Raw genomic sequence first — 23,439 nt, 5'->3', positions numbered from 1 at the left:
GCCGCTTTCTTCCGTCGGAATCCGGTCGCTGCATGTTCGCCCGCCCTCTGCCGTTTGTTCGCCTGAGCCCAGCAAAGTGCGGGCGAGCAACCGGAAAGAGGAAGTCCATGCCCCGCCCCCTCAGACGCTTCGCCCGCCTGGCAACAGTTTTCGCGTTCGCCGCGCTGACGGTTATTCTCGGTACCACGACCGCGTCCGCGCACGGGTTTTCGTCGGTCGTCTACGCCGACGTCACCTCGCCCGATTCCGGACAGGTGCGAGCGGAGCTGGGGCTCGAATACGACCTGCTGGTCGTCTCCGCCGCCGACTACGAGCACGACGACCCGCTGTTCAAGCAGGGCACTGCGGCGTTCGACGCGAAAGATTCCGCCGCACAGGCGAAGGCGCTCGAAGACCATTCGGCCGCCGTGCTCAAGTATGTGACGGAACGCTTCCACGTGAGCACGGAAAGTCCCTGCACGCCAACGAAGGACGGCGGTTTCCGCATGGAGCAGCGGGAAGGGGTCCCCTACGCACTGCTCGACCTCGACTACCGCTGCGGCAGGGCCGATGCCCACGAGGTGCGCAGCGCACTGTTCCCTGATGCCGAGGGTTACGTCCGCGACACCAAGACCGTCGTCACCTACGACCTCGACCTGACTTCGGGCAGCGCCGCCCTCGACGCGCACCAGCCGTCGTTCTCCACGCAGCAGTCGTTCGGCGAGCGGTTCTGGGAGTTCTTCCGGCTCGGCGCGGAACACCTGCTCACCGGTCTCGACCACATCCTTTTCCTGCTCGCGCTCATCGCCGGCTCCCGGCGCCTGCGCGAGATCGTGCTGGCGGCGACCACGTTCACGCTGGCCCACTCCGTCACGTTCGTGCTGGCCGCGCTGGGGCTGGTGACGGTGCCGGCCGCGATCATCGAGCCCCTCATCGCCCTCTCGATCGCCGTGGTCGCGGCCTGGCCGCTGTGGCGGCTGTGGCGGCGCAAGGTCAACGGCATCGAGGACGACCTCACCGGCGACGGCCACTTCAGCCTCGACCGCACCGGGTGGACTCGGCTCGCTGTGGTGTTCTGCTTCGGCCTCTGCCACGGCCTCGGGTTCGCTTCAGCCCTGGGTATCGACACCGCGTGGTCTTGGACACTTCTGTGGTCGCTGCTCGTGTTCAACGTCGGTATCGAGACGGTGCAGCTGGCGATCATCGCGATCGTTTTCCCGCTTCTCGTGCTGATCCGCTGCCGCGCGACCTTCGCTCCACAGTGGACGACCGGGGCCATCGCGGCGGCCGTTTCAGTGATGGGGCTCACCTGGTTCGTGGAGCGCATCGCGGCGGGCTGACCACGTAATTCCTGGGTGGGTCACTCGTCCTTCCGGCGAAGTTCACCTAACGCACATCATGGGCGGAAACGCTACCAATCGGTCTTCCCGACCCATTGACCCGAAAGGGAAAGCATATCCGATGAAACCTTCCAGATCCGGGCGGAACCTCGCCTTCGGCATCGCGACGGTGGGCGTGAGCCTCATGCTCGCGTTCGGCAACGGTTCGGCGACTGCCGCCACGTGGACGCCGACCCCGCCGGCCAAGGCGAACACCATCGTCCTCGGTGTCGGCGCCAAGGAATCGCAGCGCGTGTTGTCCTGGTACACCGACACCAACGCCGACCAGACGGTCGAACTGGTGCCGACCAACTGGCTCAACCACGGCAAGTTCCCCACCAACGCCAAGAAGTTCTCGGCGGTCATTGGCAGCAACGCGGTCAACGGTGGGTTCAACGCGCACGTCACGCTCGACGGCTTGCAGCAGAACACGGCGTACTCCTACCGCATCGGCAACGGTGACGGCTGGTCGCCGACGTACTCCTTCAAGACGCAGTCGTTCAAGGGCGACTTCGACTTCCTGTTCTACGGTGACCCGCAGATCGGTTCGTCGGGTGATGTCGCGAAGGACGGGGCCGGCTGGGCCGACACCCTGAACGTGTCGCTGGCCGCCAACCCGAAGGCCGAGCTCCTCGTGTCGGGTGGCGACCAGGTCGAGTCCGCCAACATCGAGGCGGACTGGGACGCGTTCCTCGGCTCGGACAAGCTGCGCCAGTACCCGTGGGCCGCCACCATCGGCAACCACGACGTCGGCGGCAAGGCCTACGAGCAGCACTTCTGGACGCCGAACACCGACCGTTCGACGCCGTTTTACAACGGTTCGCAGAACACGAACTCCGGTGGCGACTACTGGTACACCTACAAGGGTGTGCTGTTCATCGACCTGAACAGCAACGCCTACGCCAACAATGCGGACGAGGCGCACATCGCCTACGTCACCGACGTGATCAAGAAGCACGGCGGCGAGGCCAAGTACACGGTGCTCGTGTACCACCACTCGATCTACTCGCCGGCGGACCACGCCAACGACGGTGACAACCAGCTGCGCCGCCAGGACTTCCCGACGGCGTTCTCCAACCTGGGTGTCGACCTGGTCCTGCAGGGCCACGACCACAGCTACTCGCGCAGCTACGTGATCAAGAACGGCAAGAAGGCCAACCCGGCCGAGCAGCCGAGCGCCACGCAGGTCCAGCAGGGTCCGGGCGGCGTCGTCTACGTGACGGCGAACTCCGCGTCGGGGTCGAAGTACTACGACCTCACCGACCCGGACACCACGAAGGACCCGAACTACGGGGCCGACCCGCTCAACCCGGACAACCACTGGGCCAACTCGGTCGAGAACCAGGAGCACGTGCGCACCTATGTCAAGGTCGAGGTGCGGGACGACAAGCTGATGGTCGAGAACGTCCGCAGTGGCACCTGTGCCGCTCCGAACGCCGCCGTCGAGCGCGGCAACGTCAAGTGGTGCGGTCCGGACGAGGGCGCTTCGCCCGCGGGCAAGGTCGGTTCCCTGGTCGACCAGGTCGTCATCCACCCGTACAAGCCGGGCAACAACAGCGGCCACGGTGACGACGGTCATGGCAATGACGGTCACGGTCACGACGATCACGACGGTCCGCACTGGCTGAGCCAGACCCTCGGCACGCTCGGCTCCACGCTCACCGCGCTGAGCTGACTCGCCTGATCCACCAGGCAGGGGCGGGTGCTCGCCGGCACCCGCCCCTGCCGCCCACTCCGTTCTGCCCACCTGCCCGAGGACTGCACATGCGTTCCACGCTCACCCGCGCGCTCGCCGCCGTGCTGCTCGCCGCCGGGTTCGCCGCCACCACGGCGCTGCCGGCCGCCGCGCAGGACACCGCTTCTCAGGACACCGCTTCTCAGGACACCGCTTCTCAGGACACGGCTTCTCAGGACACCGCGCCCTGGGCCGTCAGCACCGCGGACAACGAGTTCGGTGCCGACCGCGTCAACTACAGCTACACCGCCCAGGCGGGGGAGCAGGTGCACGACGGCCTCAAGGTCGTCAACAACGGCACCGCGCCGCTGGAGCTGGCCGTGTACACAGCGGACGCGTTCACCCGGCCCGACGGGCAGGTCGACCTCCTCGCGCACGACAAGAAGTCGGTCGGCGTCGGCGCGTGGGCGCGCGCGGCGAGCGACCACCTGAAGCTGGGGCCCGGCGAATCGGCCGACGTGCCCTTCACGGTCGCCGTTCCCGCCGGCACCAAGGCCGGTGACTTCCTGGGCGGCATCGTCACGTCGGTGCAGCAGGGCACTGTCGAGCGCCGCCTCGGCATCCGCATCCGCCTGCGCGTGGGCGGTGACCTGGCGCCCGCGCTGTCCGTCGAGGACGCGCACGTTGACTACTCGGGCACGGCGAACCCGTTCGGCACGGGTGACGCCACGCTGTCCTACACCCTGCACAACACCGGCAACGCCATCGCCGCCGCGCGGCAGAGCGCGTCGGTCTCCAGCTTGTTCGGCGCCTGGACCACCCCGGCCGCCGCGATCCCGGACTCGCCGCAGCTACTGCCGGGGGAGACGTGGCAGGTTTCGGTGCCCGTCCACGGTGTGGTTCCGGGGGTGCGCGTGGCCGCCGACGTCTCGATCACGCCGCTGCTCCCGGACGCGTCCGGCTCCGTCGCGCCGCTCGCCGTGGTGACGGGCTCGGCCGGTGGCTGGGCGGTTCCGTGGACGTTGCTGGTCGTGCTGGTTTTGGTGGTGCTCGTTGTTGTTTTCGTGGTTCGGCGGCTGCGCAAGCGCCGAGTGGGCGACGACGGGAGCCCGGCTGAGCTCCCCTCTGAAACACCCGAAACCGTGACGCCCGACAGTGCTGAATCCAAGAAGGCCGAGTCCGAAACCGCCGAGTCCGAAACCGCTGTGTCCTAAAGGTTCGGGTGCCGCTGCGCCCACGGCGCGACGGCCTCGAACGCCTTCGCGGCCGAGAACACCGCCTCGTCGTGGTACGGCTTGCCGACGATCTGCAGCCCCGTCGGCACCCCCGACGAGCTGACGCCCGACGGCACGGTGAGCACTGGGAGCTGGCTCAGCAGGTTGAACGGGTAGGTCAGCGCCCACGCGAGGTACGCGTCGACCGGTTTTCCGTTGACGGTGAAGGACTTGTCGTCGTTCTGGTGGTTCGCGGCCAGCGCGGGCACGGCTTGGGTCGGGCACACCATCAGGTCGTAGTCCGCGAACACGGCTGACAGCTTCGTCCACATTTCCGTGCGCACGAGCTCCGTCTTCTTCACCCGCACGTGGTCGAGCTGCCGGCCCTGCAGGATGAGGTGGCGCACGAACGGGTCCATTTTGTACTGCCACTGCGGGACGTGGTCCCCGGCGATCGCCGCGAACAGCCCCTGCCAGTGCGTGACCCAGGCGTCGTAGGTGCTTTCGTTCCAGCCGAGATCCACCTGCTCCACCACGGCACCGGCCTCGGCCAGCTTCGCGACGGCTTCCTCCGTTTTCCGCGCTACCTCGGTGTCGACCTCGACGTAACCCAGGTCCGGCGAGTACGCGATCCGCAGGCCCGCCACAGAGCCGGGACCAGCGGGAATCGTCACGCGCTCGCGCAGCGTCGTGATGTCGTCCGGGTGCTGGCCGGAGACCACGTTCTGCGCGAGCGCGACGTCGCCGACCGTCCGGCCGAGCACGCCGACGTGCACGATGGCCTCGAACATCGTGTCCAGCAGCGCCGAGGGGTTGCGTCCGAACGGCGCCTTGTACCCGACGATCCCGCACGACGACGCGGGCATGCGCAGCGAACCACCACCGTCGTCGCCTCCGGCCAGCAGGGCCATGCCGGTCGCGACGGCGACGGACGACCCGCCCGACGAGCCGCCGCTGCTGAAGTCGAGGTTCCACGGGTTGCGGGTGATGCCGTAAAGCGGGCTGTGGCAGTGGCCGGCGTGGGCGAACTCCGGCGTGGTGGTGCGGATGTGCATGATGGCGCCGGCGTCGAACATGCGCTGCATGGCCGGCAGCGTGTGGTCGGCCTCAACGCCTTCGAAGATCTTGGAGCCCCACGACGTCGTCACGCCCTTCACGGGGTGCAGTTCCTTCACGGCGAAGGGAATTCCCTCGAGCGGGCGCGCGGTTCCGTCGCGGTAGCGCTGGTCGGCGTCGGCCGCCTGCTGCCGGGCTTGGTCGTAGAACCGGTTGGTGATCCCGTTGACGTGCGGGTTGACCTCTTCGCAGCGGTCGATCACGGCGGCCATGAGCTCGCTGGGCGCGAGGGTGCGATCCTTGAACCGGCGCAGGGCTTCTTCGGCGGGCAGGTAACAGAGGGACTCGTCAACAGCGGCGGGGCTGCTCATCGCGGTGCCCTTCCTGTTCGGCTGGTGGGCTTGTTCGAAGGTAGGACAACCGGCGCCATGACACAATATGTCCTATCGTCAACGGTGTGTCATTATGAGACAATGACCGGGTGAGAGGCTGCGAAACGTGAGGACCCTGCGGATGCTGCGCCAGGAACGCGGCTGGACGCTCGACGAGCTCGCCCGCCGGACGGGCCTCACCAAGTCGTATCTGTCCAAAGTGGAGCGAGGGAACAGCACGCCCTCCATCGCCGTGGCGATCGGCCTCGCGGAGGCACTGGGCGTCGACGTCACCCAGCTCTTCGGCGACGCGCAGGACAGCGCCAACCTCGAAGTCCGCCGAGTCGGCACCGCTGCGGATCCGACTGTCCCCGACTCCGGCTCGAGCTTCGTGCACCTCGCCGGCGGCGTGGTCGGCAAGCAGATGCTGCCGTTCCTCATCTACCCGCCGACCACCGAGGTCGAGTGCCTCTACCGCGCCCATTCCGGCGACGAGCTGATCCTGGTCCGCTCCGGCGAGATCGAGATGCGCTTCCCGGACCGCACGGAACGCCTGTCCGCCGGCGACTCGGTGTACTTCCGCGGCGGGATTCCCCACTACGTCAAGTCGATCAGCCCCGAGCCCGCGGAGGTGCTCGTGGTGATCGGGGCGCCGGAGGAGCGCGCGTGACCAAGCGCGCGTTGGCGGTTCGGCACGTGGCTTTCGAGGACCTCGGTCTCCTGTCGCCGCTGCTGCTCGCCCGCAGCTACACCGTCGACTACCTCGAAGTCGGCGTCGACCCGATCACGCCGGAGTTGCTGTCCGCCCCGGATGTCGTGGTCGTCCTCGGCGGCCCCATCGGCGTCGGCGACACCGCGTTGTACCCGTTCCTGCCGGACGAACTCACCTCGATCGCCACGCGGCTCTCGACCGGCCGCCCCACCCTGGGCATCTGCCTCGGCGCCCAGCTCATCGCCGCGGCCCTCGGCGCCGACGTCACGCCGACCGGCAAGAAGGAAATCGGCTACTCCCCGCTGGGCTTGACGCCCGCCGGCCGCGACTCGGTGCTGTCCCCTTTGGACGGTGTCCCCGTCCTCCACTGGCACGGCGACCAGTTCGCCATCCCCGCCGGCTCGACGACCCTGGCCGAAACCCCGGGCTTTCCCCACCAGGCCTTCAGCCCCGCCCCGGGCACCCTCGCCCTCCAGTTCCACCTCGAAGCCGACCACACGCGCCTCGAACCCTGGCTCATCGGCCACACCTTCGAACTCACCACCGCCGGCGTCGATCCCCACACCCTCCGCGCCGACGCCGCCACCCACGGCCCAACCCTGGCCCGCGCGGCGCAAACGGTCTTCACGACGTGGCTCGACGAAGCCGAACAGGTGCTCTCCGCGTCCGCTTGAGGTCCGCCCCGATGACCGCCGCCCGTCAGTCGGTGAAGGAGTCGAGGCGAAGCTCCCGGTTGAGCACCGCGCGTGCCACCCCGATCAGCGGCAGGTGCCGGCTGAACGCGTGTGCTCGCAGGCGCAGCAGCGCGTCGGCGAGACTGATCTGGAGCTGCGTCGCGAGCATCCCCGTGGCGATGTGGACGTCGTCGTAGTGCCCCGGAACGTCTTCGCGGGCCCAGTTCGCGACGGGACTGATCGCGCCCGAGCTGTCCGCCAGCAACGCCGTGGTCGACAGGTCGGCCAGCGTCAGCGCGTTCGCCAGCTCTTCGGGCGACAGGGGTCCGGGCCGGTGCCGGTACAGCCCGAGCGTGCCCAGCCGTGCGGCGCCGGTCTGCAGTGGGAACGCGAACGCGGCGGCCGCAGCCGTCTCCGCCGCGCCGTCGGCGAAGCCCGGCCAGCGCCCCTCGCCCGACGTCAGGTCGTCGACGAGCACCGGCTCGCCGGTGGTGAACGCCTCGACCGCGGGCCCGTCGCCGACCGTGTACTGCAGTTCTTCCAGCGATTCGGCCCAGTCGCCGCTGGCCGCGACGAGGTCCTGCGCCCGCCCGGCCGTGCGCACGGAGATCACGGCCGCGTCCGTGTTGACCTCGCCCACGGCCACTTCGCACACCGCACGCACCCATTGCGGCCGCTCACCGGCGTGTTCGATCAACGCGGCGACGAGCTGCCACAGCCGTTCCCGGCGTTGCTCGTCCACGGCTCCAACCTCCGCCCTCGCCACCCGGGTCAGCCCGGTCTGTCCCCATTTTGGCGCACCCCGCCGACCCTCGCCGAGCTCACGGCGTTGCCGAGGTGGCGCTCGGCCGGTTTCAGGAGGACCGTTGGAGGTATGACCGCCCAGGACGGCACAGCGCCGTGCGACACCGCCGCACGAGGGATGCTCGCGCGCGGGCAGTCGCGGTCGGCTCTGCGCGAAGCGGTCGACGCCGACGCGCGCGGTCGCTCCGATCCGGACTGGGACTGACCCGGCCGAAATTGTCAGCGGTCTCTCCCGGAGGCGCTCGGCGCAACCCAATCCGTCACCCAGCTCGCCCGCACGCGTACGACAGGAGACTGGCGGAGTGGATGAGGAGACGAAAATGTCGGAAGAGCTCGACGAGCTCGCCGAGGCCATGCGCGGCCTCACCCGGGCGCTCGAGGACGACCGGCTCGAACCCGTTCTCTTCGAGGTGATCTGCGCCGAAGCCGTGCGCGCGGTTCCCGACGCCGACCTGGCGAGCGTGACCGTGATCCGCTCGGGAAAGGGCGAAACGGCCGCGACCACCGATCCCCGCGCCGAACAGGTCGACGCCGCGCAGTACGCCGCCGGCGAAGGCCCCTGCCTGCAGGCCGCCGAAACCGGCGAGATCGTGCGCCTCTCGCTGCCCGCCGCGGACCGTCGCTGGCCCGAGTTCACCGACGTCGCCGCCGAGCTCGGCATCGGCAGCTACCTCGCGGCCCCCCTGCGCGTCGACGACGAGCTCTCCGGCGCGCTCAACCTCTTCGGCTTCGGCGACCACGGCTTCCGCGAGCTGGACGGCCAGCTGCTCAAGGTCTACGTCACGATGGTCGCCTTCGGCCTGCGCACGCACCACCGCTACCGCGACGCGCGCGCCCGCGCCGAGCAGCTCGAACACGCCATGCAGACGCGCGCCGTGATCGAGCAGGCCAAGGGCATGCTCATGGCCATCCACCGCATCGGCGCGGACGATGCGATGCAGCGCCTCGTCGTCGAATCTCAGACGACCAACACCAAACTCCGCGACATCGCGATGCGCTTCGTGACGACGGTGTCCGACCGCTGACTCACTCCGCCGCGGCGGCCGGCGAAACCGGTGCCACGCGGTCGACCGGACTGTCCAAAGTAGCCAGAAGCCGCAACCGCTCCTCGGAGTCACTTGGGGTTGCTGCCTGGGGTCCTGCCTGGCTCGGCGTGGTGGGTGACGAGGGTCCGGTTCCCGTACCCGGGGGACAGCAGCCTCTTGTTCTCGGCATCAGGCATTGTTCGCACGGCACTCCGACCGCTCGACCACGGACGACGACACCGACCCGTGCGCCGGCTTTGGCCGCGTCACCGCTGGTCGAGGCGATCGGCCGGCCGCTACTTCGAGGACGTCAACCAGGCACCGGTGGTCCCTTCGCGCCCCACCGAGTTCGGTGTCCCCGGCGTCGCCGCGTACGCGCTGGACCCGGCCAATTCCGAACACCTGTGGGATCTCGCGACGTCCATCGTGCGGTGACCTGCGACGGGTAGCGTGCCGCTCGTGGAACCCATCGCGATCCCCCTGGGCGGCCCGCGCGAGGAGCGCGCCGACGCGGCCCGCAACCGCGCGCACCTGATCGAGGTCGCGCGGGCGATGGTCGACGAACTCGGCGCCGACAAGGTCACGATGGACGGTCTCGCCGAACGCGCCGGCCTGGGCAAGGGCACCGTCTTCCGCCGCTTCGGCACGCGCGCGGGCATCTTCTTCGCGCTGCTCGACGTGGAGGAGGCAGCGTTCCAGGAGCGGATCCTCAACGGCCCGCCCCCGCTGGGCCCGGGTGCGCCGGCCGTCGAACGCCTCGTCGCCTTCGGGCACGCGCGCATGGAGTTCCTCATCGAACGCACGGCGGTGGCCCGTGCGGCGCTCGATCCGAGCCAGCCGATCCCGGTCGGCTCGAGCCCGTCGCTGTTCCACGTGCAGATGCTGCTGCGCGAGGCCTGCCCCGACGTCCCGGGGATTCGCGCGCTGGCCCTGCAGCTGACGGCCGCGCTGGAAGGCCCGCTCCTGCTGTACTTGCGCGCTCCGGACGGCGCCGCCCCCGCCACGATGCCACGGGACCTCGCGGCCGGCTGGAAAACCCTGATCGAACGCGTCTGCGGCTGATCTTCGGCGTGGGTGTTGCCGCCGTCACGTCTGCCGACCAAAGCGGGGTATAGTCCGTTTATGGGTCTCAGGTCGAGGCCCCGACACGAAAGGTGCGGACATGCCGCTGACCGGCGAATACGAGCCGAGCCCCTTCGACTTCAGCCGTGACCAGGCGGAGCTGATCGAGAAGTCCGGTGGTCAGGACGGCACGGACAATCAGGGCAAGCCCGTCATCGTGCTGACCTCGGTGGGCGCCAAGACCGGGAAGCTCCGCAAGACCCCGCTGATGCGCGTCGAGCACGACGGCGAGTACGCCGTGGTCGCCTCGCTCGGCGGCGCGCCGAAGAACCCGGTCTGGTACTACAACGTCGTCGCGAACTCCCACGTCGAGCTCCAGGACGGCGCCGTCAAGAAGGACTACGAGGCCCGCGAAGTCCACGACGCCGAGTACGCCACCTGGTTCGACCGCGCCGTCGAGGTGTGGCCCGACTACGCCGACTACCAGACCAAGACCACCCGCAAGATGCCGATCTTCGTTCTCAGCCCGATCGAGGCCTGAGCTCCCTCGACGCCGCGGCGAGGCCCCTGTCCCGGGCCCGCCGCGGCGTTTTGCGTTGGTGGCCGGAACTGCCCGTCGCACGGCACGTTCTGGACCATCGCCCGGGCAGCGGCGGCGGTTGGAACTCACGGGCCGGCGATCAGCGCCGGCCCGTGGAGTGTCTTGGGAGTGCCTTCGATGTCCTCAGCGTTGCCCAGCATCGCGTCCCCCGCTGTCGACCGGAAGCGGTGGTGGGGGCTGATCGTCCTCGCCGTGGCGCAACTGATGTTGTTGCTGGACACCACCGTCGTCAACGTCGCGCTCGCCCCGATCCAGCACGACCTCGCCTTCTCCCACGTCGGGCTTTCCTGGGTGGTCAACGGCTACACGCTCCCGTTCGGCGGCCTCCTGCTGCTGGGCGGGCGGATCGCCGACACGCTCGGGCGGCGCCGCGTGTTCCTGGCCGGGCTCGCGTTGTTCGCGGTGGCGTCGGCGATCGGCGGCGTGGCGGTGACGCCCGCGATGCTGGTCATCAGCCGCGTGCTGCAGGGCGTGGGCGGCGCGCTGGTGGCGCCCGCCGCGTTGTCGCTGGTCACGGTGCTGTTCACCGAACCCGCCGAACGCGCCCGCGCCTTGTCGACGTGGGGCGTGCTGCGCGGCTTGGGCGCCGCGCTCGGTGCGGTGCTGGGCGGGGTGCTGGTCACGTACTTGTCGTGGCGCTGGGTGTTTTTCGTGAACCTGCCGATCGCGGTGGTCGCGTTCGTGTGCGCGCCCGCGTTGGTGCCGGAAAGCCGGAGCCCGCGCCGCGGCCGCCCCGACATCGCGGGCGCCGTGCTCGCGACCGTGGGTCTCACACTGGTCGTCTACGGCCTCCTCGCCTCCGCCGGCCGGTGGGCCGCGGTGGTGGGTGTCGTGCTGGTCCTCGCGTTCGGCTGGTGGCAGTCCAAGGCGAGCAACCCGTTGGTGCCACTGGGTTTCCTGCTGTCGCGCCGCCGCGCGATCGGCAACCTCGTGCTGCTGACGTTCAGCGCGGCCATGGGCGTGCTGTTCTTCACGATGGCGCTGTACCTGCAACAGGTCGCCGGCCTGAACGCCCTGTACTCCGGGTTGTCGTTCCTGCCGATCGGCCCGCTGTTCATGCTCACCGGCTGGCTCACGGCCCGCCTCATCCCGCGCATCGGGCAACGCGCCGTCATGGTGCTCGGCTTGCTGCTGCTCACCGCCGCGTTCGTGATGTTCGCGGGCGTGGACGTCGGCGGTTCCTACGTGCGTGACGTCCTCATCGGGATGCTGCTCTTCCCGCTCGGCGCCGGCTTCGCGGTGATCTCGGGGATGATCGCCAGCGTCGACGGCACCACGGGCGCCGACGCAGGCACGGCCAGCGGCATCAACAACACTTCACAGCAGATCGGCATGGCCCTGGGCCTGGCCACGCTGGTCGCCGTCGGTGACGCGCACACCCGTTCGCTGCTTTCGTCCGGGGCCGACAGCGCTCACGCCGCCGCCGGTGGCTACGCGCTGAGCTTCGCCGTCACCGCCGGCCTGATGGCCTTCACCGCGCTGGTCGCGGCCGTCTTCCTGCCGAAGCCGCGGCTAGCATCGAAACCGACCCTGAACGGAGGTGGCGGGTGAGCCCGTCGAACGGTGCGCGCCGGGTCGTGGTGCTGGCCTACGACGGCGTCCGGCTGCTCGACCTCACCGGGCCGCTGGAAGTCCTCACCACCGCCAACGACTTCGGCGCGCGCTACGACATCACCGTCGTCTCACCCGACGGCCGCCCCGCGGCGACTTCCAACGGCACCGCCCTCGCGGTCGACGGCCGCATCGCCGACGTCACCGGCGCCTGCGACGTCCTCCTCGTCGCCGGCGGCGCGGACTGGGCGTCGACCGTCCTCGAACCGCCCATGGTCGACGCGGTGCGAGACCTCGCTGCCCGGGCGGGCTGCGTCGCGTCCATCTGCGCCGGCGCCTTTCTCCTCGGCGCCGCGGGCCTGCTCGACGGCCGGCGCGCCACCACGCACTGGCGCTTCACCGGCGAGCTCGCCACGCGCTTCCCGACGACGACGGTCGAGCCCGACGCGCTCTTCGTCTGGGACGGCAAGGTTGTGACGTCGGCGGGCGTCAGCGCCGGCATCGACCTGACGCTCGCCTTGGTGGAGCGCCAGTTCGGCGCCGACGTCGCGCGCGCCGCGGCGAAGGACATGGTCGTGTTCATGCAGCGCCCGGGCGGGCAGTCGCAGTTCAGCGTCCGCACGAGCACCACCCACCCGCGGCACGAGCCGCTGCGCAAACTCCTCGACACCATCACCGCCAACCCCGCGGCGCCCCACTCGCTGGCCGGCATGGCCCGCACGGCCGGCCTCAGCGTCCGCCACCTCAACCGCCTCTTCCGCGACGAGCTGGACACCACCCCGGCCCGCTACGTCGAACAGGTCCGCGTCGAAGCCGCCAAATCCCGCCTCGAATCTTGCGACGACGCCATCGCCACCATCGCGCGCCAGGTCGGCTTCGGCTCGCCGGCGTCCTTGCGCCGCGCCTTCGCCCGCGAGTTCGGCGTGACCCCCACGGCCTTCCGCGAGCGGTTCAACAGCACCGGTGTCTGAGCTGATCGTTGGGGGCGGTCTTGCCTGATCGTGCCGAGGTCATCACTCACCTGCCCACGGGCTCGTCCTCACCCGCGGGCAGGTCGACCATCCTCCGCAGCGGCGACGCGAGCAGCGGCACCGCGGCGAGCAGCATCCCGCCGCCGGCCACCCACAGCATCGGGCGCAACCCGATGCCGGTCGCGAGCACGCCGGCGAGCAGGCTGCCGATGGGCGCGGCGCCCCAGTAGAGGAAGTTCATCGTGGCGTTCATGCGGCCGAGCAGGTGATCCGGGCACAGCGTCTGCTGGAAGCTCACTTGCACGACGATCACGATGATCACGCACGTGCTCGTGAACAGGCCCGCCACCACGTACCACGCCAGCTGCCACCCGGGCCCGGTCAGCGGGGCCAGGAGGTACGCCAGCCCCTCGACCACCGCGACCGTCACCAGCAACCTCGCCGCGCCCACCTTCCTGCTCAACCGCCTGGCCAGCACCGACCCCAGCAACGCCCCCACCAGACCAAGGCTCCCCAACAGCCCTACTGCCCCGGCGGACAACCCGATCACACGCACCAGGAACAGCGTCGAAATCGCCAAGTACGCGCTCGAAAACAACGCCGACACCATGTTGTTCAGCGCGATCGCCCGCAACACCGGGTGGCGCAGCACCAGCCGCAGCCCCTCCCGGATCTGCGCCCGCAACGTCGCCTCGCGGTGCTCAGGCGCGACGACCTCCCGCACCCGCACGGTCCTCAACCACGCCGCCGACCACAGATAACTGACCGCGTCGACCAGCACGGCGACCGGCGCCGCCAGCCACTGCACCAGCAGCCCACCCAACCCGGGCCCCACCAACGCCGCCGCGGACGTGCTGAACTTCAGCTTCGCGTTTCCCTCGATCAGATCCGCTTTCGCCACCAGCCTCGGCAGAAACGACTGGTGCGCCACATCGAAGAAAACCGTCAACACCCCCGCCACGAAAACCGCCGCGTACACCTGCCAGATCGTCAGCACAGCGCCGGGCGCGCCATCGGCGCGGCCTACGCCCTGGACGGCACCGAACAGTGGCGTACCACCACCCGCTACGACGGCCTCCACACGACCACGATCCCGCCGGTTGGCGGCACGGCGATGGCACTCGTCAACAACGGGCTCGGACAAAACGTCCAGACGATCCAATACCACGACCGCGACCACACCGGCCCGACCGATCCCGCGGACGTCACCACCTACACCTATGCACCCAACGGTCAGCTCGCGACCGTCACCGACGCGACCGGCAAGAACACGTGGACCACGACCTACGACCTGCACGCCCGCAAGGTTTCGGCCACTGACCCCGACACCGGCACCACCACCTACACCTACGACGACGCCGACCAGCTGACGACGAGCACCGACGCCCAGCACCGCACCCTCGCATACACCTACGACAACCTCGGCCGCGAAACCGCCGAGTACCAGGGCACGACCAGCGGCACCAAACTCGCCGACTGGACATACGACACCGTGCGGCCGGGTCTGCCGGCCGGCTCGACCCACTACGTCGACGGCCGCTCCTACTCGACCGCCGTCACCGGCTACGACAACGCCGGACGGGCCACCGGCAACCGCTACACCATCCCCGCGTTCGAAACCGGACTCGGTGGCACCTACAGCTTCAGCACCGAATACGACCCGCTCACCGGAGCAGTCGCCACGACGACCAGCCCGCAAAAGGGCGGAGTCCCGCGCGAAACGATCTACCACGACTACGGCACGCTCGGACAACCCACCGGCTTGCGAGCGTCCTCGTCCACCGGCGGTCTGCTGTACCTGGTATCCGAAACCGACTACAACCCCCAGGCCCAGGTCCTGCGCACCAACTTCCAGGACCCGACCAGCCCCTACCAGGTCGCCGTCACCAACACCTACGAAGACGGCACCAACCGGCTGGCCAGCACGCTGGCGCAACGCGCCACCAGCACTGGCTACGACATCACCAATCGCCAGTACACCTACCAACCGGCCGGCAACCTCACCAAACTCGCCGACACCCCCCAGGACGGCGCGAGTGACGTCCAGTGCTTCACCTACGACTACCGCCAACGCTTGACCGACGCCTGGACACCGTCCTCCGCCGACTGCTCGGCACAGGCCTCTGCGGCAGCGCTCGGGGGCGCGGCACCGTACTGGACATCCTGGGGCTACGACGCCGAGGACAACCGCATCGAGCAGGTCCAGCACTCCACCGGCGGAGACGCGACCACCACCACGACCTACCCCGACCCCGGCGCGAGCCAGCCGCACGCCCCGCAGACCGTGACCCGCGTCAGCGGCAACACCACCAGCACCAGCACCTACGGCTACGACGACTCCGGCCACACCCTCACCCGCGGCCCCGCCGGCGCCGGACAAACCTTCACCTACGACGCCGAGGGCAACATCGCCTCGGTCACCGAAGCCGACGGCAAAACCAGCACCTACGTCTACGACGCCGACGGCAACCGCCTCATCACCCGCGACCCCACCGGAGTCACCCTCACCGTCGGCGACACTGAAGTCCACGTCGCCGCCGGCACCACCACCGCCATCGGCACCCGCTACTACACCTACAACGGCCAGCTCATCGCCGAACGCAACGGCGTCGCCGGTGTGTCCTGGCTGATGTCCGATGCCCAAGGCACGGTGTACGCCACCGTCGATGCCGCCAACCTCGCCGTGCACAAGCGCTACCAAGACCCCTACGGCGTCCCGCGCGGCACCGCCGATGGCCCGTGGGCTGACAGCCACGGCTTCCTCGGCGGCTACCAGAACACGACCGGCCTCACTCACCTCGGCGCCCGCGACTACGACCCCGCCACCGGATCGTTCATCACACCCGACCCGCTGCTGGATCCGATGAACCCTCTGCATCTCAACGCCTACACCTACGGGTTCGACAACCCCATCGCCAACACTGACCCGACCGGCCTCGAACCGCAGCTCTCGATTTGCAGCGGTGTTGACGACCGGCTTGCCTGTGAGAACTGGGGCTACACGGGACACCTGGACTCGTTCTACAGGCCATACAGGCAGGCCGGGATCTACACATGCAACTGGAGCCGCGACTGCCTGTCCAAGAACGCCGAGGTTTTGAGTAAAGGTCGACACGCGCCCACACGTGAGCGCGCAGAGCAAATCTATCGCGAATACCACCCCGAGGGCATGACGCTCAAGGAGATCCTCCAAGTCGGCTGGGAAATGACAGGGATCCCCGGAGCTGCCCGGTGTGTCGACAACCCCAACTGGGGCGACTGCCTATCCACGCTCGCCTCCGTGATCCCCGTCGGCAGGGGAGCGAAAGCGCTCAAGGCACTGGTCGAATCCAAGCGAGCGGAACGAGCTCTGGACTTCATCAGGGACATCGACGACGTCATCAAGGAAGACGCCGGCCCCGGCTGTCCAATACCTCACAGCTTCACCGGCGACACTCGCGTCCTCATGGCCGACGGCTCAACGAAACCCATCTCTCAGGTCAAGGTCGGCGACAAGATCACCAACACCGACCCTGACAGTGGCAGACTGGAACAGCACGTCGTCACCGCCGTCCATGTGACCACGGACGATCGTGACCGCGTCGACCTCCAGCTTGCCAGCGGTGACGACCAGGTCATACACACCACCGTGCTCCACCAGATCTGGGAAGCACGCACTCACCACTGGGTCGAAGCCGGTCAGCTGAGGACAGGCGATCAGGTTGCATCCGTTGAGGGTGTTGCAGCGGTCGAGAGCGCAACGCTACATGATGGCCACGGTGAGACGTACGATCTGACAGTCGAAGGCCTGCACGCGTACTACGTGCTTGCGGGCAAGACTGCAATTTTGGTGCACAACTGTGGTGGAATCGATGCTGCAAGAGGAGGGCTTGATGACACAACCTACAATGCAATCGAGGAAGCCCATGGTACCGACGTGGCCGAGGGGGTCGACTATCAAGTTCAACGAATGCATGACGGTTCAAGTGAAGCGGCTGATCATGAGATACCTGGAATTGGCCACGACCCGGCTGCTCTTGGGAACTACTTTGCTGATTGGCGCGGCCGCATGACGCACCGAGACACAAAAACCGGCGCAAATGTTGCATACGACGCGGAGCGCGGTGTTTTGATTGTGCAGAATGGATACATGATTCATGGCTATAAGTTCAGTGAGCATAACTTCTTGACCTCGGGTAGGTATGTGGCGCGATGAGATCCATAATTTCATTATATCGAGACGGCGAATTGTATTTTTTGCGGCTGACGGTGCCGCAAATCGAATTGATCGATTCGCTCCTCATTTTTATGGACCATCGACCTCAGTCTGATCTGGTTCTGCGCGTCTGGACTGGCTGCAGTGGTGAGCAGCTATCCTCGCTGCGTCAAAAAGTCCGTAGTTCGGAGCCCGGTGGATTCTCGATCGCAGAGCTGCACACGCTGCTAGCTACGCTTGTCGTCGTCCCGACCCTGTTCAGGTCCGAAGAGGACTTCTACATTAAAATCGGATTCTTCATGGAGAACTCCTTGGAGGTTGCAGATGGACTGGTGAAGGCGATGGAGGCACTGGATAATTGAGATGGGCCCGCCGGTAGCCGGTCGTCACGACGACGCCGTGCCTGGAGGAGCTCAGCCCCGTCCGGGCGCGGTGTTCGACGGGCGTCGCTGATCTTCCGTGGGTCAGCCGAGCAGGTGCCGACGCCGCTCCCGCAGCGCCGCGCAAAGACTCGTAGTGGTCACCCGGCCGTCGTCGGCCAGGATCGCTTCCTTGGCCGCCAGATCCGCGGCGATGGTGATCTCGCCGTGACTGAGACCATCGGCGGCAGCGTCGACCTTCGGCCAGCTCAGCCGCTCGGTGGGGACGTTGGCCAAGCGGGTCCGGACTACGTCGCGCACGACCTCGCCGGCGGGCAGCGGATAGTCGATCACCGCGTCGAACCGGCGGAACATCGCCCGGTCCAGCAGCTGCGGATGGTTTGTCGTGGCCACCAGCAGGCTGTTCGAAGCGCCGACATCGAGGAACTGCAGGAACGAATTCAGCACCCGCCGGATCTCGCCCACGTCGTTGCCGGCGGTGCGGTCAGCCGCAAGGGCGTCGACCTCGTCGAACAAGTAGACGCCGCGGGTCTCCGACAACGCATCGAAGAGCAGCCGTAACTTCGCGGCGGTCTCTCCCATGAACTTGGTGATGAGCCCGTCGAGCCGGATCATAAAAAGGGGAAGCCGCAGCTCGCCGGCCAGTACATGTGCCGCGACATGGTCTTGCCGGTTCCTGGCGGGCCGGTGAGCAGCAATCGCCGCAGAGGTTGGAAGCCGTGCGACCGGCCCGGAAAAGTACGTCGACGACAATGGCATCGTCCGCATGACCCTTAAACAGGGAAGCGGGCGAACACCTGGCAGCGAGAACCCACACGTCGAGCTGCGCAACGAGGACGGCGTCCGCACCGACCCATCCGGGAACCCCGTCACGAGGAAGAGCCCCGGCAACCACACACCGATCACCTGGGATCACTAAGCATGAAGAACTACACCGACATCGCCAACCTCGCCCAGGTTTACCTTGAGGACAGCTACGTCCTGGCCATAACCGAACGGCCGGACGCCGTGTCCTTCACACTCGACCTCGTGCTCACCCCAGGCCACCCCCGCTACCACGACCCGGCGCCCGGCGAGCAGTACTGCTATGCCGACGCCATACTGACCATTGGTAACGCCACAGAGATCGACTGGATCACCCGCTCGGGCCAGACCTACCGCGATGCCGCGGGCGAAGAGGATCTCGGCAACATCGACAGCCTCTACTACCGCGACGGCTACTACGACGTCACAGGCGATTGGGGCCACGTGCGCATCCACACTGCGGCCACCCCGCAGCTCGCCTTCAGCCCAGAGACACTCGACCCGACGTAGCGCCGTTCGATCGATGTCGCCACCGTACCGGTGTGAACGCCGGTGACAGCGGCACGGACTGGCACTGACCGGCGTGGTGATTGCGCGACGGTTGTCGGGGATCTGGCGGGCGACAACCTGTGGGACTCTGGGCACGTGAGTGACGAAACGGCGCACATCCCGGGTGGAAACGGCCCTGCGATGAAGGCGGCGAATGGTGAGCCGATCGAGGTGGGCCAGCGGTGGGCGTGTCGGAAGGGTGCTCGCGATCATGCGGCGTGCGTGGATGTGGTCCGGGTCGGTTCGTCGCGACCGCCACGGGTCCGGGTGCGCTTCACCGACGATGAGTACGAAGGTCGGGAGGAGTGGGTTCCACCAGGCCGACTCAAAGTGCTATGGGAGCACGTGGACGTTTGGCAGGCTAATGAGGCCCGGTGGGCGGCAGTACGAGACGTCTCTGCCGACATGCGCGACACCCCCGAGGAAGACGCAGCCGGTTGGGTGTTCGACACACTGCCGGACTGGAACTACGCGAACCGGCTGTGGGGTGGCAATTCCGGAATTCTCGTTGTCACGGATGTCGACGGCCTGGTTGCGGATCTGGGGATCGACCGCGCCATGTTGGCAGACGATCCGGTGGGGTTCAGGAACGGCGACGGGTCACTGGTGCTGCCGTGGCGGGTGACGCAGCCGGTGGTACAAGCGCTGGCGCGTAAGTATGCCGATCGGCTGCTTCCCGAGATGGGTAAAGAGGAAAGCGAGCGCGACACGCAATGCCGATGGGGCTACATGGCCGGCTCCACGTATATCAGCGCCGAAATCTGCCGTGAGGTTGAGGAAAAGTATCAGCCGATGCGGCAGCTCATTCGCGATTGGTGCGGTGTCGGGGCACAGGAGCGCCAAGACGAACTGCACGCACTCCGGAAGGAAGTGGATCGTCTGGCACGACTGATTGAGCGGGCGATTAATGAACTTGACCAGGCGGGGCAGGCGCACACCGCACGCAATCTCGAACGAGACCTCGGAGTTCCCCTCGAAGTGCTCCGTCAAGCGAACCGGGCGACTCAGTGACGCTGAGGGCCATAAGGGCTCCACCGGCCGAGGTAGGGACGCAAGTCGTCGGGGCCAGGCTCGACGTCCTCCGGGCCGGTCATGAGGCCGGTGGTGGGATCGATCTCGTCAGCATAGGCACGAGCCCATGCCAACCAATCGCCGTCGCCGTGCCCTGATCTGTTCGCAGCCTGGCAGAACGCCCTGATGCGGTCAGCCAGCTCCCACGCCTCAACCTGCGTGGCCAACAGGGCGGCCCGCTGATCACGGCGGAATTGCCGCCGCGCGTCGGTCATCGCTTGCTCCCATGCGCTCTGGCGTTGCCGCGTGCGCTCGTCGTCGTCGCGGCGGCGCTCTTCTTTCTCCCGAGCCTGCAATTCGACGGTCGACAGCACATCGCCGAGCCGGTCCTCCAGAGTCCACCGCTTTCGATCCGCCCACCGTCGTTGCGTGCGATACGGTCCCTCACCGCCGACGGAGATCGCCAGCTTGCCGGACGGCACCATCGATATCTGAGGGCTGACACGTTGCCACGAGTACATCTTCTTCGCGGCGAGCTCATCTAGTGTCGGCAACGCCTCCTGAGCAGTCTTCTCCTCGTCCATCGTGACGGTCTGTACACAACCGTCTATACGGATTTCGATCCCTCGTGAGGTGTCCTCGGCCCAACCCACCTCGTGGCCGCGTCGCTGTGCCTCAGTCAGCAACGCGTGCATGATTCGAAGCGCACGGGGCAAGCTTTCCGTCGACACGCCCAACACGTCGGCCGGTGCGGTCAGACTCGACAGCAGCGGATGCAGGTTGGCCACCTCGTCCGGCACCGGAACCGGTGTAATCTCCATCGGCCTGGAGTTGACATGCGGCCCGTCCACCAGGCGGATGCGGACCCTGCCGTCGTACATGCGGGTTTTCTCAATCCGCTTGCCCTCGGGCGCGAGACCATGCCGCTTGGCGAAGTCGATCACGCGCCGCAGTTCCGCTTCCGTGCCCGGATCAGGCTTCGGCACCAGCAAGTGGCCTGTCTCGACCAATTTCTCGACCAGTTCCGTCGCAGCCGCACGCCGCTGCGCTGTGATCGCCGCCGTGGTGTGGGGCGGGGGGCGATGGTTCGCGGCTTTACGCTGACCGTTGCCGACCGCCGGCGAGGCCCGCTTCTGCGGAAGCAGCTCGCGGGCAACCGTGAACGCGGGATCATCTGGGTGATGCCCGTGTTCCAGATAGAACTGGCCAGGCTCGGTGATCTTCGCTCGCCACCGGCCACCACGCCTGTCAACCACCAGCAGGCCTCGGTCGGCCAGCGCCCCTGCCGAGCGGCGATCCGTAATCCCGTCAGAGCCGCTCAAATCGTCGCCCGCGTGTATGCGCTGGAGTACTGCGAGCTGCCGCTCGTTCAACCTGTCCCATCGACGCATATGCAACCCCGTCCTTGAACGTTCGGCCGGTCCGAGTGTCACTGTGGTAGCCACAGCAGTCGGGCCGCAAGCCGAACGCCGTTGCCTCCCGTCCGCTGCTTCCTCGCGGCCTCCATGACGATGTCGAAGTCGACCACCTCGTGAGGCCGCGCTAACCAGTTGGGAATCGAGGGTGATCATGTCGACGCGTGGGGTGTACAAGCGGTGTGGGTGCCGATCGCTGAAGGGGCGAAAGCAGCGAGGGGCGGAGTGTCCGCACCTGAGCGAGGTGGGGCATGGGTCGTGGTGGTTTACAGCCGAGGGGCCGTCCGCTGCCGGCGGTGCGCGTTCACGCGCACGTCGTGGCGGATATGTGTCGGAGGAGTCTGCGCTCGCGGCTCGGAATTCTGCGTTGGCGGCGGCGAAGGGGATCGGGTTAACGACCGGCCAGTGGCTGGATCGCTGGCTTGAGCGTAGTCGTCTGCGGTCAGGCACTGTTTACGTCTACGGTCGGCATGTAAAGAACTACTTGAAGCCGCGACTAAATGATGTGCCGGTGGCAGTGTTGAGTGTCGCTGATGTTCAGGCGGCCTTCACCGCGATTGCCGGTGATGCCGGCGTGGGAGGTAGGCGGCTTGCGCCGTCGACGGTGGCGCGGATCCGTTCGACGCTGAGTTCAGCGTTGACCGCTGCCGTTCGGGAGCAGCTGATTGCGCACAACCCTGCGCGGGGGCGGGAGATTGAGCTGCCGAAGGTGCACAAGGTGCGGCCTCTGGTGTGGACCGATGCGCGGGTGGCTCATTGGCGGGCGACCGGCCGCACACCCGGGCCGGTGTGTGTATGGACCCGGGAGCAGACCATGGAGTTCCTTCGCGCCACTTCCGGGCAGAAGTGGTATCTCTACTACCACTTGGTCGCCGTGACCGGTCTACGTCGCGCCGAGGCGGCAGCCTTGCGAGAGACCGATGTGGATCTGCGCCGCAACGAGGTGTTCGTAGAGCCGCGGCTTGGTTGCCAGGCGGACGACGACGGTGAACTCAAAAGTGAGGCTAGCGCCCGTACCGTCGCTCTCGACCACGTCACTGCAGGTTTGCTTCGGCGCCACATCGCTGGCCGCCGTGACGTGCCCCCGGCCGAGGACGGGGAACGCTATCTGTTCACGACCCCGAAGGGGCAGCCCCGTGGGCTCAGCGGACTCACACATGAGTTCAAAGACCTGCTCTATGAATGCACGAACCTACCGCCGATCCGGCTCCATGACCTGCGGCACGGCGCTGCGTCGATTTCCCTGGCTGCGGGCAATGACCTCAAGGACATTCAGGAGATGCTTGGTCACGCCTCGCTGTCCTTCACCGCCGACTACTACGTTTCGGTCTACCCCAGCCGCTGTCACCGTGCTGCGGAGCGGATCGGGGCTTCGTTGTTCACTGCTGAGTCGAACCGGCTTGGCCGGGCCAGCCGTCAGATCAGCTGCCGGCGCCTGGCCGGGCATGCTGCCCCCTCTCGTGGTCAGCGCCAATCGCGGCAACGGATCAACAATCCGCGGGAAACGACGACCCATCGCCGCTCTGACCTGCAAAGATGACGGCGGGTGCCCGTAGTACTGTCTCCAATTGGGCTCCGTTGCTCAGGCTGTGCTCATCAGCCCGGGGCGCGGCGACCGGTCGGGACACACCGTCGGACACATAACGTCACATCAAATCCGCGGCGGATTCGCTGCGGTATGCGGTATGTCGACAGTGGCGAGGCGTCTGCGCCAATGTGGGTCTACCTGCGAAAGGTGGTGGTGTCCGACGGCGGGGAACGGCGGTGACTGCTGCCGGAACTCAGGGCCAACGATGATCGATTTCGTCACGGTGGAAGCTCCGCAACCCTGGGTCGGTCACGCCACTGGTCACACCCGGACCGGTGGACTTCCATGATGATCGTCAAGACCGTCGTTTGCGCAGGTCAACGGGTTGAAAGTGGTGGGCCGCCAGGGGCTCGAACCCTGGACCCGAAGATTAAAAGTCTCCTGCTCTGCCAACTGAGCTAGCGGCCCGCAGGCTCAGTTTAG

Annotated in this window: 22 protein-coding genes and 1 tRNA gene; 17 read left to right on the top strand and 6 right to left on the bottom strand. The window is 67.5% G+C overall.

Going from position 1 to position 23,439, the window contains the following annotated elements; translation table 11 throughout:
- Nucleotides 1-107: 107 nt before the first annotated feature.
- The 3 genes from AB0H62_RS04580 (at nt 108) to AB0H62_RS04570 (ending at nt 4,247) form a co-directional block, all read left to right on the top strand.
- Entirely contained in the window at nt 108-1,319 is a 1,212-nt protein-coding gene (locus AB0H62_RS04580) for a HupE/UreJ family protein (protein WP_360584098.1), read from the top strand.
- A gap of 121 nt (nt 1,320-1,440) precedes the next feature.
- Nucleotides 1,441-3,033, top strand: coding sequence for a metallophosphoesterase family protein (locus tag AB0H62_RS04575; protein WP_255638606.1), 1,593 nt, complete (start codon nt 1,441-1,443; stop codon nt 3,031-3,033).
- Nucleotides 3,034-3,122: 89 nt separating this feature from the next.
- Nucleotides 3,123-4,247, top strand: coding sequence for a DUF916 domain-containing protein (locus AB0H62_RS04570; protein WP_360584096.1), 1,125 nt, complete (start codon nt 3,123-3,125; stop codon nt 4,245-4,247).
- On the opposite strand, the gene AB0H62_RS04565 is transcribed toward AB0H62_RS04570, so the two are convergent.
- On the bottom strand, nt 4,244-5,674 hold the full coding sequence (locus AB0H62_RS04565; RefSeq protein ID WP_360584094.1) for an amidase family protein: 1,431 nt from the start codon (nt 5,672-5,674) through the stop codon (nt 4,244-4,246). The two genes, AB0H62_RS04570 and AB0H62_RS04565, sit on opposite strands and share 4 nt — an antisense overlap.
- A 127-nt stretch (nt 5,675-5,801) precedes the next feature.
- Here AB0H62_RS04565 and AB0H62_RS04560 point away from each other — a divergent pair, with 127 nt between their 5' ends.
- Nucleotides 5,802-6,344: an XRE family transcriptional regulator gene (locus tag AB0H62_RS04560; protein WP_220245810.1), complete on the top strand. Its 543-nt coding sequence runs from the start codon at nt 5,802-5,804 to the stop codon at nt 6,342-6,344.
- Entirely contained in the window at nt 6,341-7,060 is a 720-nt protein-coding gene (locus AB0H62_RS04555) for a glutamine amidotransferase (RefSeq protein WP_360584092.1), read from the top strand. The genes AB0H62_RS04560 and AB0H62_RS04555 overlap by 4 nt, the downstream gene beginning before the upstream one ends.
- 25 nt (nt 7,061-7,085) lie before the next feature.
- Here the strand turns inward: AB0H62_RS04555 and AB0H62_RS04550 are convergent, their stop codons facing one another.
- Entirely contained in the window at nt 7,086-7,802 is a 717-nt protein-coding gene (locus tag AB0H62_RS04550; protein WP_255638607.1) for a GAF and ANTAR domain-containing protein, read from the bottom strand.
- Nucleotides 7,803-7,934: 132 nt separating this feature from the next.
- Between AB0H62_RS04550 and AB0H62_RS04545 the strand changes: the two genes are divergently transcribed.
- From AB0H62_RS04545 to AB0H62_RS04515, 7 genes are all read left to right on the top strand, one after another.
- Nucleotides 7,935-8,069 (top strand): hypothetical protein, encoded by a 135-nt coding sequence (locus AB0H62_RS04545; RefSeq protein WP_255638608.1) that lies wholly within the window; start codon nt 7,935-7,937, stop codon nt 8,067-8,069.
- A 115-nt stretch (nt 8,070-8,184) separates the two neighbouring features.
- Nucleotides 8,185-8,889 carry a GAF and ANTAR domain-containing protein gene (locus AB0H62_RS04540; RefSeq protein ID WP_220245813.1) on the top strand — a complete coding sequence of 235 codons (705 nt, stop codon included), beginning with the start codon at nt 8,185-8,187 and terminating at the stop codon, nt 8,887-8,889.
- Nucleotides 8,890-9,135: 246 nt separating this feature from the next.
- On the top strand, nt 9,136-9,324 hold the full coding sequence (locus AB0H62_RS04535; protein ID WP_220245814.1) for a hypothetical protein: 189 nt from the start codon (nt 9,136-9,138) through the stop codon (nt 9,322-9,324).
- Between the two features lie 24 nt (nt 9,325-9,348).
- Entirely contained in the window at nt 9,349-9,951 is a 603-nt protein-coding gene (locus tag AB0H62_RS04530; protein ID WP_255638609.1) for a TetR/AcrR family transcriptional regulator, read from the top strand.
- A gap of 100 nt (nt 9,952-10,051) precedes the next feature.
- The gene (locus AB0H62_RS04525) at nt 10,052-10,492 is read left to right on the top strand and encodes a nitroreductase family deazaflavin-dependent oxidoreductase (RefSeq protein ID WP_220245815.1); all 441 of its coding nucleotides are present in this window, start codon (nt 10,052-10,054) and stop codon (nt 10,490-10,492) included.
- 177 nt (nt 10,493-10,669) lie between these two features.
- Entirely contained in the window at nt 10,670-12,103 is a 1,434-nt protein-coding gene (locus AB0H62_RS04520) for an MFS transporter (RefSeq protein WP_220245816.1), read from the top strand.
- Nucleotides 12,100-13,074: a GlxA family transcriptional regulator gene (locus AB0H62_RS04515; protein WP_360584088.1), complete on the top strand. Its 975-nt coding sequence runs from the start codon at nt 12,100-12,102 to the stop codon at nt 13,072-13,074. Before AB0H62_RS04520 ends, AB0H62_RS04515 begins: the two co-directional genes overlap by 4 nt.
- Before the next feature lie 46 nt (nt 13,075-13,120).
- Here the strand turns inward: AB0H62_RS04515 and AB0H62_RS04510 are convergent, their stop codons facing one another.
- On the bottom strand, nt 13,121-14,026 hold the full coding sequence (locus AB0H62_RS04510; RefSeq protein ID WP_360584086.1) for an MFS transporter: 906 nt from the start codon (nt 14,024-14,026) through the stop codon (nt 13,121-13,123).
- On the opposite strand from AB0H62_RS04510, the gene AB0H62_RS04505 reads away from it, so the two are divergent.
- A complete protein-coding gene (locus AB0H62_RS04505; RefSeq protein ID WP_360584084.1) occupies nt 13,997-17,269 on the top strand; it encodes a polymorphic toxin-type HINT domain-containing protein in 3,273 nt (1,090 codons plus the stop codon). The genes AB0H62_RS04510 and AB0H62_RS04505 overlap by 30 nt on opposite strands.
- Nucleotides 17,270-17,310: 41 nt before the next feature.
- A complete protein-coding gene (locus AB0H62_RS04500) occupies nt 17,311-17,631 on the top strand; it encodes a hypothetical protein (protein ID WP_360584083.1) in 321 nt (106 codons plus the stop codon).
- A 102-nt stretch (nt 17,632-17,733) separates the two neighbouring features.
- On the opposite strand, the gene AB0H62_RS04495 is transcribed toward AB0H62_RS04500, so the two are convergent.
- Nucleotides 17,734-18,408 (bottom strand): ATP-binding protein, encoded by a 675-nt coding sequence (locus AB0H62_RS04495; protein WP_360584081.1) that lies wholly within the window; start codon nt 18,406-18,408, stop codon nt 17,734-17,736.
- A 162-nt stretch (nt 18,409-18,570) separates the two neighbouring features.
- On the opposite strand from AB0H62_RS04495, the gene AB0H62_RS04490 reads away from it, so the two are divergent.
- Nucleotides 18,571-18,963, top strand: coding sequence for a hypothetical protein (locus AB0H62_RS04490; RefSeq protein WP_360584079.1), 393 nt, complete (start codon nt 18,571-18,573; stop codon nt 18,961-18,963).
- A gap of 135 nt (nt 18,964-19,098) precedes the next feature.
- Entirely contained in the window at nt 19,099-20,013 is a 915-nt protein-coding gene (locus tag AB0H62_RS04485; protein ID WP_360584077.1) for a hypothetical protein, read from the top strand.
- Here AB0H62_RS04485 and AB0H62_RS04480 read toward each other — a convergent pair.
- On the bottom strand, nt 20,007-21,386 hold the full coding sequence (locus tag AB0H62_RS04480) for a hypothetical protein (RefSeq protein WP_360584075.1): 1,380 nt from the start codon (nt 21,384-21,386) through the stop codon (nt 20,007-20,009). The two genes, AB0H62_RS04485 and AB0H62_RS04480, sit on opposite strands and share 7 nt — an antisense overlap.
- Before the next feature lie 409 nt (nt 21,387-21,795).
- Here AB0H62_RS04480 and AB0H62_RS04475 point away from each other — a divergent pair, with 409 nt between their 5' ends.
- Nucleotides 21,796-22,968 (top strand): tyrosine-type recombinase/integrase, encoded by a 1,173-nt coding sequence (locus tag AB0H62_RS04475; protein WP_360584073.1) that lies wholly within the window; start codon nt 21,796-21,798, stop codon nt 22,966-22,968.
- Nucleotides 22,969-23,348: 380 nt separating this feature from the next.
- Here the strand turns inward: AB0H62_RS04475 and AB0H62_RS04470 are convergent.
- A tRNA-Lys gene (locus tag AB0H62_RS04470) sits at nt 23,349-23,424 on the bottom strand.
- Nucleotides 23,425-23,439 lie beyond the last annotated feature (15 nt).

The organism is Amycolatopsis sp. NPDC050768 (genome assembly GCF_040654155.1).
Lineage (GTDB): Bacteria > Actinomycetota > Actinomycetes > Mycobacteriales > Pseudonocardiaceae > Amycolatopsis.
The sequence above is the reverse complement of the archived record's forward strand: the minus strand, read 5'-3'. Positions and strand labels throughout refer to the sequence as shown.